The following is a 15,539-nucleotide window of genomic DNA, read 5'->3' on the forward strand; positions in this document are numbered from 1 at the left end:
CTAAAGAAGGCGTCGGGAAACGGCGCTTTCTTTTTAGGAAGAGGGAAAATCAATGAGGAAATACGTACTGATTACAGGGGCGAGCGGGGGGATCGGACAAGCGGTTGCTGTAAAGCTGGCATCAATTGGCTATAACTTATATTTACATTACAATCAAAATGCCGATTTTATTAACAGGTTAATCGATAAACTGAACAAATTTAATGGTGAATACATTCCGATCCATGCTGATTTGTCAACGTCAGATGGCTACAAAAGGATTGCCTCGGAAATTTTTTCACTGGATGGAATTGTTCACTGCGGCGGGAACAGCCAATACGGGATGTTTGTTGATCTGGAGTTAAAAGAAGTAGAGGATTTAATGCGCATTCATGTGATCAATCCTATCATGTTAACGAAAGAACTTCTTCCGAAAATGACAAGCAAACGCCAAGGATCGATTATTGTCATTACCTCCATTTGGGGACAAACAGGCGGTTCTTGTGAAGTAGCTTATTCTGCGGCAAAAGGGGCCCAAATTTCGTTTGTTAAGGCGTTAAGTAAAGAAGTGGCTTTAAGCGGCATCCGCGTAAATGCCATTGCTCCTGGTGCTGTTAATACAGGGATGATGGCCAGGTTTACGAACGAGGAAACTGATGAAATAAGTGCTGAAATTCCAATGGGAAGAATGGGGCGGCCCGAAGAAATTGCTGATGGGGTATCCTATTTATTATCAGGAGAATCTTCCTATATCACTGGACAGGTTCTGGCAATAAACGGCGGCTGGTATACCTAAAAGCTTTTAAAAAAACAGTGCATATTTTTGGCCTCCTTTCGCAAAATAAAGCTGTACCATTTTATTAAGGAGGTTAAAATAATATGTCTATGTTAGATAACTGGAGTCAATGGGAAGACTTTTTAGCTGACCGTCTTCATCATGCACAAAGTGCGGGAATGGATGAAGACCGCGTTTCAGAACTTGCTTATCACATTGGCGGATACCTGCAAGACCATGTGGATCCAAAAAATGAGCAGCAAAGAGTGCTTGCTGACCTCTGGTCTGTTGCTGATGATAACGAGCAGCGTGCAATTGCCAACATGATGGTTAAGTTGATTCAAAATAACGGATCACAGCAACAATAGTAACGGCAGCTTACAGCTTGTAACATAAAATGTATAGGCAAGAAAGGATGATCATGTCGGTCATCCTTTTTTGTTCGTCTTTTATTAACTTTTTTTGAACATTTAGTCATTTTAAAGGTAGATGTGATGCAGGCAGCAAATTTAATACAGTGTAAAGGAATTAAGTCGTTGGTAATAATGAAGAGAAGTGGAGGGATATCGATGAATACCGAGGAGTTTGAAAATGTTCGCTCTATCCATAAAGTACCATTGTCAAAGCTCCGTCCTGAGTTAGATTCAAACATATTCTCCTTTGAAACGACAGAAGACCTTGAAAGAATGCCTAATGAAATTATTGGGCAGCACCGGGCTGTACGAGCAATGGAATTTGGCCTGTCTGTCGAGCAATCAGGTTATAACTTATTTGTTGTTGGCCCTACTGGTACCGGAAGAATGACCTATACACAAGATAGTATCAATAAAGAAGCCCATAAAAAGGAAACCCCTAATGATTGGTGCTATGTTTATAATTTTGACAATCCTGATCGACCGTTGATTATTTCGCTGCCTGCTGGAGAGGGTGTGATTTTTCAACATAAAATGGAAATATTGCTAATTGAAATTGAAAGGGAAATTCTCACTACTTTTTCTAGTGAAGAATATGAAAAAAATAATAGTTTGATCCTTGAAGATTATCGAGCAAAAGTGGAGGATCTATGGGAAAAGACTGAGAGGTTTGCCTTGGAACATTACTACATGATTGAACGAACACAAGCGGGGATTAACACGATTCCATTGGTGGATGGAAGGCCGATGGAACGACAGGTATATGAACATCTTTCAGATGAACAAAAAGAGAGTATAAAGGAAAAGGAAAAGCAGGTAGATGAAAAAATCCGTGAAACCCTTTACCTGATGCGAAGTCTCGACCAACAGCTTAGAAAAAATCTTGATCAATTTATGAAGCGGACAGCTGCCAATGCCATTGAAGTTCTCTTTCAACCACTTCAAGAAACCTATAAAAAATATCCGAGAGTCCTAGCTTATTTAGAAGCTTATTTACATGATGTTGTCGAGCATTTCAGCCTCTTTTTGGCAAATAATGAAGAGCAAAATGATATTATGAAAACTCTTACTAGCTCTAATGAACAGAAACTTCATCGTTATATGGTGAATTTATTTGTAAACAATAAAATGCTAAAAGGTGCGCCGGTTATTTACGAAACGAACCCAACCTATCATAATTTATTCGGCAAAGTAGAGTATCAAGGTTCGTTTGGCAGTTGGTTCACAGATTTCACGTTTGTGAAACCAGGGGCGCTCCATTTAGCAAATGGTGGTTATTTAATCCTGTCGGCCACTGAATTGCTTCAGCAGCCCTTTGTTTGGCCATTGTTAAAGAGGGCGCTGCAAAATGGAAATATTCAAATCGAAAATCCATATGAAGAGCGAGGTATTTTTCCAACAGGCGGGCTTAAGCCGGAACCGATTCCATTACATTTAAAAATCATTATTATTGGTTCCTATTATTTATATGATTTGCTTTCAAATGTCGATGAGGATTTTCATAAACTATTCAAAGTTAAAGTTGAATTTGATACGGTAATGGAAAAGGATGAAGAAAATAGCTTGAAAATGGTCCGCTTTGTTAAAAATTTTTCCGATCAGGAAGGATTGCTTCCATTCCACCGCAGAGCCATTGCCCATGTAATTGATTACAGTTCGCGCTTGGTGGAAGAACAATCAAAGCTTTCTACCCGTTTTCAGGACATTACCAAGGTTCTTGTCGAATCAAGCTATTGGGCCATAAAGGACAATGCCCTTTATGTGGATGATAAGCATATCCATCAAGCATTATCAGAACAATTTAAACGCTCCAATCATGTTGCGGCACAATATCGGGAAATGATCAGTAAAGGGACAATCATGGTTGATACAGAAGGATTTCGTGTTGGGCAAATTAACGGATTAGCAGTGATGGGGACAAGGGATTCAGTCTTCGGCATCCCAACGAAAATCACTGCCCAAACCTTTGTTGGCAAAAGTGGAATCATGAATATTGAACGTGAAACTGCTTTGAGCGGACAGCTTCATAATAAAGGGCTACTGATTTTGACTGGATTTCTCTCAGGAGAATTTGCAAAAAATTATCCGATCCCCCTATCTGCAAGTATTACCTTTGAGCAAACCTACTCAAATGTTGATGGGGATAGTGCCTCAAGCACCGAGCTTTATGTGCTTTTGTCGTCGCTGGCGGATGTGCCAATAGACCAAGGGATTGCTGTAACAGGCTCGGTTAATCAATGGGGAGAAGTGCAGCCAATTGGCGGGGTAAACGAAAAAATTGAAGGTTTCTATCAGATCTGCCAGGAAAAAGGGTTAACAGGAAAACAGGGAGTTATTATTCCAAAACAAAATGTCAATCATTTAATGCTTGCCGAAGAGGTCATTGAGGCTGTGAAAAACGGGATGTTCCACATTTGGGCGGTTAGTCATATTGCCGAAGGGATCGAAATTTTAACAGGAATCACTGCAGGGAATATCCGTGATGAAGACGGCAAGTACCCTAAAGGCTCAATCTTTGCACTGGTAGAAGAACGGTTTAGTAAAATGTATACCGCTGCCAGAAATTTGAATAATAAACCTTCTGAACAGGTAAAAGTACCACTATGATCTTTTCGAAGGATGGAATAAAAAAGATGGTCGAACCTTTTGACCATCTTTTTTTGCTGGTTTTTAGATAAATCATCTTTCTCTTTGTTTTTCCTTCCATCTTCTTGCAAAATCATTTAATATAAGGGATAGAAAAAAGAACTTAAGAATTTTGTCGTTTCTTGTTGAACACAAAACCGATGGGGGTTTTTTTATGGAAAAGAAAGAATGGTATTTCGAATATGAGATTCAAAAAAACCGTCCTGGTTTATTAGGGGATATCGCTTCACTAATGGGGATGCTTTCTATTAATATCGTAACCATAAATGGAGTGGACGAAGGAAGACGTGGTTTGTTAATTTTAGCAAAAAATGACGATCAAATAAAAAGATTAGAGTCAATTCTGCGTACGATGGATACAATAAAAGTAACCAAGCTTCGGGAGCCAAAACTTTTAGACAGGCTTGCGGTTAGACATGGACGATATATTCACAGGGATGCAGACGATAAGAAAACCTTCCGCTTTGTTCGGAACGAGCTTGGACTTCTGGTTGACTTTATGGCAGAATTGTTTAAGCAGGAAGGACATAAATTAATAGGTATTCGAGGAATGCCTAGGGTTGGGAAAACAGAATCGATTGTTGCAGCAAGTGTTTGTGCAAGTAAACGCTGGTTGTTTCTTTCTTCAACTCTTTTAAAACAAACACTAAGGAATCAATTAATTGAGGACGAGTACAATGCTGATAACTTATTTATTCTAGATGGCATTGTATCAACAAGAAGGACAAATGAACGTCATTTACAATTAGTAAGAGAAATCATGTGTCTTCCGGCAACGAAAATCATTGAACATCCTGACATTTTCGTCCAAAATACAGAATACACGCTTGATGATTTTGATTATATTATTGAACTGCGCAATGATGAAAACGAGGAAATTACATACGAAATGGTTCAAGATAACCATTTGTTTTTCCGGATCGGATTTTGGAGATTTTGATTTTTGAGGATATTGGAAGGTGTTAAAGAGTGACGGAATTAGGTAATCGACTAAAAGAAGCCCGATTAGCCAAAGGAATAAGTTTAGATGACTTACAATCCATCACAAAAATACAAAAGCGGTATTTAGTGGGGATTGAAGAAGGAGATTTTTCTATCATGCCCGGAAATTTCTATGTACGGGCATTTATTAAACAATATGCTGAAGCAGTAGAGCTCGATCCTGAGGAAATCTTTCAAACCTATAAAGATGAAATTCCATCTACACTAAACGAGGATTTACCAGAACAGCTTTCACGCGTGAAAACGAGGAAATTGTTATCGGACCGAAGTCCAAAAGTTTTCGATCTTCTCCCTAAATTATTAATTGGCATCGTTGTGGTTGGTGTTGCTGCTTTGGTTTATTACTTTTTGCAGCATAATGCTGGAAAAAGTGCAAATGAAACGCAAAATAATCAAAATGCGCCTGTCCAATATGCGAAGTCAAAAAACCTTGAACAAGGTAAAGCAAACGAGAATCAAACAAAGACAAAAAGTACCAAAGATAAAAAGGATAATCAGACGAAGCCTGAAACTCAAACTCCTGCTCAAGTCCAGCCGCCACAGCAGGCAATTGCTGTTACCCAAAGTGCTGGAAAGCAAACTACTTATCAAGTAACAAATGCACAAAAATTTGTTGTGAAAGTTGCCTCAAGGGGCAATACGTGGATCAATATAAAAAATAGTAAAGGTGTTTCCCAGTTCCAGGGAATCCTTAAAGCTGGCGAAAGTAAGGAAGTTGATTTATCAACAGATACTCAGGTCGTTGTTACTGCAGGTAATTCAATCGATACGGATATTTTCGTCAATGATCAAAAGATTGATTATGCTGTTGCACCGACACAGCAAGTTCGTCAGGACATTACGATTCAATATGTTCCGAAGTCGCAATAGTCATCTGTCGATGACTATTTTTCGGCGTGGATTAATTTTTGGAGGAAGAAAGAAAAATGAATTTACCTAATAAAATAACATTATCCCGAATCTTTTTGATTCCGTTATTTATGATTGTCATGCTTGTTCCCTTGCATTGGGGTCAAATCCATTTGCTTTGGACCGTTCTCCCAGTCACCCATCTTGTAGGGGCACTTATTTTTATTTTAGCATCTACTACTGATTGGATTGATGGCCATATTGCTCGTAAATATAATCTTGTTACGAATATGGGGAAATTTCTTGACCCTCTTGCAGACAAGCTCCTTGTATCTGCTGCGTTCATTGTTTTAGTTGATCTGAAATATGCTGCTTCATGGATTGTCATTGTCATTATCAGCCGAGAGTTTGCGGTTACAGGACTGCGTTTGCTCTTGGCAGGAGAGGGCGAGGTTGTTGCTGCAAATATGCTTGGTAAAATCAAGACATGGACTCAAATTATTGCGATATCTGCGTTGCTTTTACATAATATTATTTTTGAGGCCATCCATTTTCAATTTGATCAATTAGCACTTTGGGTGGCAATGATCTTTACAATTTGGTCCGGTTGGGATTATTTTGCCAAAAACATGCATGTTTTTAAAAATTCGAAGTAAAGCAAGGATGGGATGGACATGAATGCTGAAATTATTGCGGTAGGATCAGAATTGCTTCTAGGGCAAATTGTAAACACCAATGCCCGCTTTATTTCACAGAACTTGGCGGAAATGGGAATAAACGTTTTTTACCATACTGTTGTAGGGGATAACCCTGATCGTCTAAAATCAGCGATTGAAATTGCCGAAAAACGTTCCAATCTGATTATTTTTACAGGAGGCCTTGGACCGACAAAAGACGACTTAACAAAAGAAACGATTGCCAAGCACTTAGGGAAAAAGCTTGTATTCGATCAGGATGCATTGGATTCGATTACCGTATATTTTGAACGAACCAATCGAACGATGACGGAAAATAATCGGAAGCAAGCACTTGTTTTAGAGGGCTCACATGTTCTCCCCAATGACCACGGAATGGCACCAGGGATGATGCTTGCCGCTAGTGATCATGTATATATGCTTTTACCTGGACCTCCAAAGGAAATGGAACCGATGTTTTATGTTTATGGCCGTGCTGCACTTGCCAGCCAAATGAAAACATCTGAAAAAATTGTTTCTAGAGTTTTGCGCTTTTTTGGCATTGGAGAGGCATTATTAGAGACTGAAATTGAGGATTTAATAGACAATCAGAGTAACCCAACAATAGCACCTCTTGCTGCTGATGGGGAGGTTACCTTAAGGCTCACAGCAAAGCACAAGGATGCTGCTGTAGCTGAGAACATGCTGGATGATACAGAAAAACAGATTAGACAGCGTGTCGGTGAATTTTTGTATGGGTACGGTAATACCTCACTTGTTGCTGAACTGGTCAAGCTGCTGGAAGAGCGAAACTTGACTATTTCTGCTGCAGAAAGCTTGACCGGCGGCCTGTTTCAGGAGGAAATCACGTCCATTCCGGGTACAAGCGACGTAATAAAAGGCGGAGTTGTTTGTTATACTCCTGAGATTAAACACAAGGTTTTACATGTGAAACAGGAAACGATCGATACTTATGGTGTCGTGAGTGAACAATGTGCCAAAGAACTGGCTGAAAATGTGGCAAAGCTTATCAATACGGATATCGGGATTAGTTTTACCGGCGTTGCCAGCAGGCTGAATCTGAAGGGAAGCCCGTCGGGACCGTATTTGTTGGAATGGCTTTAAATGGAGGACCGGCGGTTGTTGAGAAGCTTAATCTTAGTGGAACACGGGAAGCAATTCGGATCAGGACAATCAAAAACGGCTGTTACTTCCTTTTAAAAAAATTGCAGGAATCACAGAATGCTTAAATAGGTTCTGTGATTTTTTTTGTGGTTAGAATAATGATCTGAGGCATATGAGCATGGAAAAAGAGCGATGAAGGTAATCAGAATAGCAATCTGAAGTTCTTGATTGGACAAACGAAAAAATCCTTAAAGTCTATTTATTTTCTGAAATCAAGCTATTATTGATTAATTACTGGAAATTAAGTCGCAAAAAAGAAGAATTCCCTATAGAATCCGCCTTTTTCAGCACAATTTCTGTCTGAAAACAGTCGAATAGATGTTCGATTTTTTGCTCGACAAATCGTTGAAAAGCAGTTATATTATATATAGGATTTTAATTTGATAGATTATCGCAAACATCTTGTGGTTTTTATAAATGAAGGAGGAAAAATACGTGAGTGATCGTCAAGCGGCCTTAGAAATGGCGCTAAAACAAATCGAAAAACAATTTGGTAAAGGCTCAATTATGAAGATGGGAGAGAAAACCGAAACAAGGATCTCCACTGTCCCAAGCGGATCATTAGCCCTTGATGCAGCACTTGGTGTAGGTGGATATCCTAGGGGTAGGATCATTGAAATATACGGTTCGGAAAGCTCTGGTAAAACAACCGTCGCTTTGCACGCAATCGCTGAAGTCCAAGCAAAAGGCGGTCAAGCAGCGTTTATCGATGCCGAACATGCGCTTGATCCAAAGTATGCCCATCAACTTGGTGTTAATATTGATGAATTATTATTATCACAGCCTGACACCGGAGAACAAGCCCTTGAAATTGCTGAAGCCCTTGTTCGAAGCGGTGCAGTAGACATTATAGTTATTGACTCTGTTGCTGCATTGGTTCCAAAGGCTGAGATTGAAGGAGAAATGGGAGATGCCCATGTAGGTTTACAAGCACGTCTAATGTCACAAGCGCTTCGTAAACTATCAGGTGCCATCAATAAATCGAAAACAATTGCTGTTTTCATTAACCAAATTCGTGAAAAGGTGGGTGTCATGTTCGGGAACCCCGAGACGACACCGGGTGGACGTGCACTCAAGTTCTACTCAACAATACGTCTTGAAGTACGTCGTGCCGAAACATTAAAGCAAGGCAATGACATGGTTGGAAACAAAACCAAAATTAAAGTTGTTAAAAACAAGGTTGCACCGCCATTTCGGGTTGCAGAAGTGGATATTATGTACGGTGAAGGAATATCCAAAGAAGGCGAAATTATTGACCTTGGTTCAGAACTAGACATCGTTCAAAAGAGCGGTTCATGGTATTCCTATAATGATGAACGATTAGGACAAGGAAGAGAAAATGCCAAATTGTTCTTAAAAGAAAATCCTGAAATCCGTTTGGAAATTCAAAAGAAAATCCGTGAGCACTACGGTTTAGATGCTGAAAAAACAGTTACTGAATCTGAAGACGATCAAATTGAGTTACTTGACTAATCAAAAGAGTAAAGCCCAATTGGGTTTTACTCTTTTAGTACATAGTTTTACCCATTTGACAATCTTCACACGTAAGTCGCAAAAAAATACATAAACATCATCTGAATAGTCGAAAGCCTTGCAATGACTAACCCTTGACAATAAATAGGTACACCTTTACAATTAATATGTATATTTTACATTTTTGGTAATATTACAACGCTTAAAAGCCTTAGTGCTTGCTGTATGTTGAATTAAACAATGTACATGCCGACACTTAAAAACGTAACAAAAGTTCATAGCAAGAGGAGGTGTAACGATGGAACCAATTACAATCATCTCCATTTTGCTTGGCCTTATCGTCGGTGCGGTTGTTGGATATTTTATACGGAAATCAATTGCAGAAGCAAAAATAGCGGGAGCTAGAGGTGCTGCTGATCAAATTCTTGACGATGCAAAACGTGAAGCAGAATCTTTGAAAAAAGAAGCACTGCTTGAAGCAAAAGATGATATTCATAAACTTCGGACAGATGCCGAACGTGAAGTTCGTGATCGAAGAAATGAACTGCAAAAACAAGAAAACCGTTTACTGCAAAGAGAAGAGAATTTAGATCGAAAAGATGAATCGCTTAATAAACGTGAGATTCTTTTAGAAAAGAAGGATGATTCTCTTAACCAAAGACAACAACATATTGAAGAGATGGAAAGCAAAGTGGACGAGTTGGTACAATTACAACAAGCTGAACTTGAACGAATTTCAAGCTTGAACCGCGAAGAAGCTAAGTCGATCATTCTAGAACGTACAGAAAAAGAATTAGCGTACGATCTTGCGGTGATGATCAAAGAAAATGAAACTCGTATTAAAGAGGAATCTGATAAAAAGGCGAAAGAAATTTTGTCGCTAGCAATCCAGCGTTGCGCTGCTGACCATGTAGCCGAAACAACAGTTTCTGTGGTAAACCTTCCAAATGATGAGATGAAGGGCCGGATAATCGGCCGTGAAGGACGTAATATTCGTACCCTTGAAACATTAACAGGGATTGATTTAATCATCGATGATACACCTGAAGCAGTCATTCTCTCAGGCTTTGATCCTATTCGCCGTGAAACGGCTCGCTTGGCCTTGGAGAAACTTGTCCAAGATGGACGGATCCATCCTGCACGAATTGAAGAAATGGTTGAAAAATCGCGCCGCGAGGTTGATGATCATATTCGTGAAGTAGGAGAACAAACTACATTTGAAGTTGGAGTACATGGACTTCACCCAGATCTTATCAAGATTCTTGGACGATTAAAGTACCGTACAAGTTACGGACAAAACGTATTAAAGCACTCAATAGAGGTTGCACAGCTTTCTGGCTTACTTGCAGCAGAGTTGGGTGAAGATGAAACATTGGCACGTCGTTCAGGCTTACTTCATGACATTGGTAAAGCGATTGACCATGAAGTGGAAGGAAGCCATGTAGAAATTGGTGTTGAACTTGCTACTAAATACAAAGAGCACCCTGTTGTTATAAACAGTATTGCCTCACACCATGGGGACACAGAGCCTACATCGATTATTGCAGTTCTTGTTGCTGCTGCCGATGCCTTATCAGCCGCTAGACCGGGAGCACGAAGTGAAACGCTTGAAAACTATATTCGACGATTAGAAAAGCTTGAAGAAATTTCTGAATCGCACGAAGGCGTAGAAAAGTCATTTGCCATTCAGGCTGGACGTGAAGTACGGATTATTGTAAAACCAGAAACAATTGATGATCTGGCTGCACATCGCCTTGCAAGGGATATTCGTAAACAGATCGAAGAAGAACTGGATTATCCTGGTCATATAAAGGTTACAGTTATACGTGAAACACGAGCTGTAGAATATGCAAAATAAAGCGGTGCACATGCACCGCTTTATTTTTTTCTTAACAGGATCGGAACTGAGGATGGAGGACCTCGTGACCATGAGCCGCCAAAACCAGGCCCGATGGTAACAAGATTGGAGATTTCGTGCTGATCCCCAAAATATCCATCATTTAGTGAAAATACAAATATATGCTACAATTTACATTAAAATAAAGTTTACTTTAGAAAGGGCTTTTACATGAATTTATTATTTATTGGCGATGTTGTCGGTTCTCCAGGAAGAGACATGATCAAAGAATATGTACCGAAATTAAAGGAAAAATATCGGCCGCAAATTACCATCATCAATGGTGAAAACTCTGCCTCGGGCAGAGGAATCACAGAAAAGATCTATCGGCAGTTTTTAGAGGTGGGTGCACAAGCAGTAACCCTTGGGAACCACGCTTGGGACAACCGAGAAATCTTTGAATTTATTAATGATGCGAAATACTTAGTACGACCTGCCAATTTTCCAGAAGGAACTCCTGGGAAAGGAATTGTTTATTTAAAACTCAATGATTTGGAAATTGCGATTATCAACTTGCAAGGGCGCACATTTATGAACCCGCTCGATTGCCCTTTTAAAAAAGCAGATGAATTAGTTACCCAAGCCCGTGCACGGACACCATTTATTTTTGTGGACTTTCATGCTGAGGTAACAAGTGAAAAACAAGCAATGGGTTGGTATTTAGATGGAAGAGTCAGTGCAGTCGTTGGGACGCATACACATGTTCAAACTGCGGACAAAAGAATATTACCAGGAGGAACAGGCTATTTAACAGATGTAGGCATGACAGGCCCATATGACGATATTCTGGGAATGGAAAAAGAAGCAGTACTTAAGAGGTTCCTAACAAGCCTTCCTACACGTTTTGAGGTACCTAAAACAGGGAGAACACAGCTTAGCGCTGTTTTCATTGAACTCGATCGGAAGACAGGATTTACAAAGAAAATGGAAACCATATTAATCAATGATGATCATCCTTTTTATTCATAAAAGAGTTTAAGCTTTTCGCTTTGAAATTGAAAAAATTCTTTTCTAGATGTGCTCTTTTTTGTCCAAGCCGGAATAAGTTTTTTCCCGCTCGAATATAGTAGCAGTGGAATATTATATATTCCTGATTAGTTCATGAAACTGCTCATGCGGGATCGGGATATACAAGGAGGAGCTAGGAATGGAAATATTAAAAGTTTCAGCAAAATCTAATCCTAATTCTGTAGCTGGTGCACTTGCCGGAGTGCTGCGAGAAAGAGGTGCCGCAGAAATTCAGGCAATAGGTGCGGGTGCATTAAATCAAGCCGTAAAGGCCGTAGCAATTGCTCGAGGTTTTGTAGCACCTAGCGGAGTTGATTTGATTTGCATCCCGGCGTTTACGGATATCCAGATTGATGGGGAAGAACGCACAGCTATAAAATTAATCGTGGAACCACGGTAAAAAACTGAACATAATGGAACTGCCTGCTTGAGCATACACAAGCAGGCTTTTTTATGCAGAATTTATGTAGAACATCACTTTGATGATGTTTTTGCCAAGATATGTAATTTGCTTATTGTAATAAAATATTGTCGAAAGGTAAAATTTATTATTATATTAAAATATTTAATTTATATTATTGAAATAATAATAGAAATAAATTATATAGCATAAATTGGGATGAAACCCAGTAATAACTAGGCTAAATGCTACTGATTATTATATAAAGTTAATTAAATCACTAGTAATTTTTCAATAATAAAAAAATATTCATATTTTAGACAAAAATTGCGCCTAAAGGGTTGCATTTTTTGATACTTAGGTCTAGAATTGTAAGCGTTTAGTACATATCCATTAATCTATTTTTTACGATAAAAGAACATGTTGAAGCGCTTAATTCTCGTGATCTACATGGATGATACTAACAATTATTGACGCAAATGTTTTAATTATTCTTTACATATCTAAAGGGGTGTAAGTCATGATCAATCAACTTTCATGGAAAGTTGGAGGACAGCAAGGAGAAGGTATTGAGAGTACTGGAGAAATTTTTGCAATTGCGCTTAACCGCTTAGGCTATTATCTTTACGGTTATCGCCATTTCTCATCACGCATCAAGGGTGGACATACAAACAACAAAATTCGGGTAAGCACTACCCAAGTTAGAACTATTTCAGACGATCTAGATATACTTGTAGCGTTTGACCAAGAAACAATCGATTTAAACTACAAAGAGCTGCACCGCGGCGGTGTTATTTTGGCGGATTCAAAATTTGATCCTAAAAAGCCAGAAGACACAGAAGCTAACCTTTATTCAGTTCCATTTACTGAAATGGCAACTGAATTAGGAACTTCTCTAATGAAAAACATGGTTGCCATTGGTGCAACATCTGCAGTATTAGATTTGGATATCAGTGTATTTCAAGAAGTCGTACAAGAGATTTTTGGTAAAAAAGGTGCACAAGTTGTTGCGAAGAACATGGACGCGATCAAAGCTGGCTTTGATTATACAAAAGAAAAGCTTGGCAGTGTTCAAACCATGCAGCTTGAAAAAGCAGATGGTACAAAGCGGATGTTCATGATTGGAAACGATGCCATTGCGATGGGTGCGCTAGCTGGAGGCTGCCGTTTCATGGCTGCATACCCAATCACGCCAGCATCTGATATTATGGAATATCTAATTAAAAAACTTCCAGCTCTTGGTGGAGCTGTTATTCAAACAGAAGATGAAATCGCTGCTTGTGCAATGACGATTGGTGCCAATTATGGTGGCGTTCGTGCCCTAACAGCATCTTCTGGTCCTGGATTATCATTAAAAATGGAGGCTATTGGTTTAGCAGGTATGACTGAGACTCCAATCGTTATTGTCGATACTCAACGTGGCGGTCCTTCTACTGGATTACCAACAAAACAAGAGCAATCAGACTTAATGGCTATGATTTATGGAACACACGGGGAAATTCCAAAAATCGTTATGGCTCCAAGTACAGTACAAGAAGCATTCTATGATACTGCAGAGGCATTCAACCTTGCGGAAGAATATCAATGTCCTGTAATCGTATTATCCGACCTTCAATTATCATTAGGAAAACAAACAGTTGAACCACTTGATTACAGTAAAGTTGAAATCAGACGCGGTAAGTTAGTTGACCATGAGATTGAGAAAGATGAAAATCATCAAGGCGGATACTATAAGCGTTACCTAGTAACAGAAGACGGGATCTCACCTCGTGTTATTCCGGGAATGAAGAACGGTATTCACCATGTTACAGGCGTAGAGCACGCTGAAACAGGTAAGCCATCTGAAGGAACTACAAACCGTATTGCGCAAATGGATAAACGTATGCGTAAAGTTGAAAATATTCGCTTTAATACACCAGTTTATAAGTATACACCACATGAAGACGCTGACGTGTTAATTGTTGGTTTTAATGGAACTCGCGGTGCGATTGAAGAAGCAATTGGTCGTCTTGAAAAAGATGGAGCAAAAGTGAACCATGCGCATATTCGTTTAATCCATCCGTTCCCAACAGATGAGGTATTGTCTCTAGTACAATCTGCTAAAAAAGTATTAGTTGTTGAAAACAACGCTACAGGCCAATTGGCTAATATCATGAAAATGAATGTTGGAAATGCAGAAAAAATCGTTAAGTACGTAAAATATGATGGAAATCCGTTCTTACCACATGAAGTATATTCAAAATGTAAGGAGTTGTTCTAAATGGCCACATTTAAAGACTTTCGTAATGATGTAAAACCGAACTGGTGCCCTGGCTGTGGTGACTTCTCTGTACAAGCAGCAATACAACGTGCAGCAGCAAATGTAGGTCTTGAGCCAGAAAATTTAGCAGTTATCTCTGGTATTGGCTGTTCTGGTCGTATTTCTGGTTATATCAATTCATATGGTGTGCATGGTATTCATGGTCGTGCTCTTCCAATCGCTCAAGGTGTAAAAATGGCTAATCGTGATTTAACCGTTATTGCATCCGGTGGTGACGGAGACGGATTTGCAATCGGTATGGGACATACAGTACACGCAATTCGCCGTAACATTAACATCACTTATATCGTTATGGACAACCAAATTTATGGATTAACAAAAGGACAAACATCACCACGTTCTGCTATGGGCTTTAAAACTAAGTCTACGCCAGAAGGTTCAATTGAAGAATCCATTTCTCCAATGAAATTGGCTTTATCAGTTGGAGCAACATTTGTTGCACAAAGCTTTTCAACTGACTTAAAAGAACTTACAGCTTTAATTGAAGCTGGTATTAAGCATGATGGTTTCTCTTTTATCAATGTATTCAGCCCATGTGTAACCTACAATAAGGTAAACACTTATGATTGGTTTAAAGAAAACCTTACAAAATTAAGTGATGTTGAAGGCTATGATTCTTCAAGCAAGGATATCGCTATGCAAACCTTGTTAAATCATAATGGTCTTGTAACAGGTCTTATTTATCAAAATACTGACCGTCCATCCTATCAAGATTTGGCTCCTAACTTTGCAAAAACACCATTAACAGAAGCTGATTTAAATCTTGACCAGGCACATTTCGATAAATTAGTGAATGAATTCATGTAAGGAAATTAAAATCCCGCGAACAGACTCGCGGGATTTTTTTCCTTCTTCAGTGATGTGCAAAACTATACTGCAGTTTCCTCTTTATCTTGTTTTCACCCATTTTTCCCTGTA

The 15,539-nt window shown here is 39.2% G+C and carries 12 protein-coding genes and 1 pseudogene; all 13 read left to right on the forward strand.

The window, feature by feature from the left end:
* The first annotated feature begins 52 nt into the window (after positions 1–52).
* The 13 genes and pseudogenes from ymfI (at position 53) to RCG17_RS22095 (ending at position 15,428) form a co-directional block, all read left to right on the forward strand.
* A complete protein-coding gene (gene ymfI / locus RCG17_RS22035; RefSeq protein ID WP_308172198.1) occupies positions 53–775 on the forward strand; it encodes an elongation factor P 5-aminopentanone reductase in 723 nt (240 codons plus the stop codon).
* A gap of 83 nt (positions 776–858) precedes the next feature.
* Complete coding sequence (locus RCG17_RS22040) at positions 859–1,122, forward strand: DUF3243 domain-containing protein (protein ID WP_308172199.1); 264 nt, start codon at positions 859–861, stop codon at positions 1,120–1,122.
* A 201-nt stretch (positions 1,123–1,323) separates the two neighbouring features.
* Positions 1,324–3,774 carry a Lon protease family protein gene (locus RCG17_RS22045; protein WP_308172200.1) on the forward strand — a complete coding sequence of 817 codons (2,451 nt, stop codon included), beginning with the start codon at positions 1,324–1,326 and terminating at the stop codon, positions 3,772–3,774.
* 193 nt (positions 3,775–3,967) lie between these two features.
* Positions 3,968–4,753 (forward strand): DUF3388 domain-containing protein, encoded by a 786-nt coding sequence (locus RCG17_RS22050; RefSeq protein WP_308172201.1) that lies wholly within the window; start codon positions 3,968–3,970, stop codon positions 4,751–4,753.
* Positions 4,754–4,782: 29 nt separating this feature from the next.
* The gene (locus RCG17_RS22055) at positions 4,783–5,685 is read left to right on the forward strand and encodes a helix-turn-helix domain-containing protein (RefSeq protein WP_308172202.1); all 903 of its coding nucleotides are present in this window, start codon (positions 4,783–4,785) and stop codon (positions 5,683–5,685) included.
* A gap of 56 nt (positions 5,686–5,741) precedes the next feature.
* The gene (gene pgsA, locus RCG17_RS22060) at positions 5,742–6,320 is read left to right on the forward strand and encodes a CDP-diacylglycerol--glycerol-3-phosphate 3-phosphatidyltransferase (protein ID WP_308172203.1); all 579 of its coding nucleotides are present in this window, start codon (positions 5,742–5,744) and stop codon (positions 6,318–6,320) included.
* 18 nt (positions 6,321–6,338) lie between these two features.
* Positions 6,339–7,588 (forward strand): annotated as a pseudogene (locus tag RCG17_RS22065) (competence/damage-inducible protein A).
* Positions 7,589–7,958: 370 nt separating this feature from the next.
* Entirely contained in the window at positions 7,959–8,996 is a 1,038-nt protein-coding gene (gene recA, locus RCG17_RS22070; protein ID WP_308172204.1) for a recombinase RecA, read from the forward strand.
* Between the two features lie 298 nt (positions 8,997–9,294).
* Entirely contained in the window at positions 9,295–10,854 is a 1,560-nt protein-coding gene (gene rny, locus RCG17_RS22075; protein ID WP_308172205.1) for a ribonuclease Y, read from the forward strand.
* Positions 10,855–11,064: 210 nt separating this feature from the next.
* The gene (locus tag RCG17_RS22080) at positions 11,065–11,862 is read left to right on the forward strand and encodes a TIGR00282 family metallophosphoesterase (protein WP_308172206.1); all 798 of its coding nucleotides are present in this window, start codon (positions 11,065–11,067) and stop codon (positions 11,860–11,862) included.
* Positions 11,863–12,040: 178 nt separating this feature from the next.
* Positions 12,041–12,301, forward strand: a complete 261-nt coding sequence (gene spoVS / locus RCG17_RS22085; protein ID WP_003181955.1) for a stage V sporulation protein SpoVS — start codon at positions 12,041–12,043, stop codon at positions 12,299–12,301.
* Positions 12,302–12,821: 520 nt separating this feature from the next.
* Positions 12,822–14,561 (forward strand): 2-oxoacid:acceptor oxidoreductase subunit alpha, encoded by a 1,740-nt coding sequence (locus tag RCG17_RS22090; RefSeq protein WP_308172207.1) that lies wholly within the window; start codon positions 12,822–12,824, stop codon positions 14,559–14,561.
* Positions 14,562–15,428, forward strand: coding sequence for a 2-oxoacid:ferredoxin oxidoreductase subunit beta (locus RCG17_RS22095; protein WP_308172208.1), 867 nt, complete (start codon positions 14,562–14,564; stop codon positions 15,426–15,428).
* Positions 15,429–15,539 lie beyond the last annotated feature (111 nt).

Source organism: Neobacillus sp. PS3-12, from assembly GCF_030915385.1.
Classification (GTDB): domain Bacteria; phylum Bacillota; class Bacilli; order Bacillales; family Cytobacillaceae; genus JAEVLT01.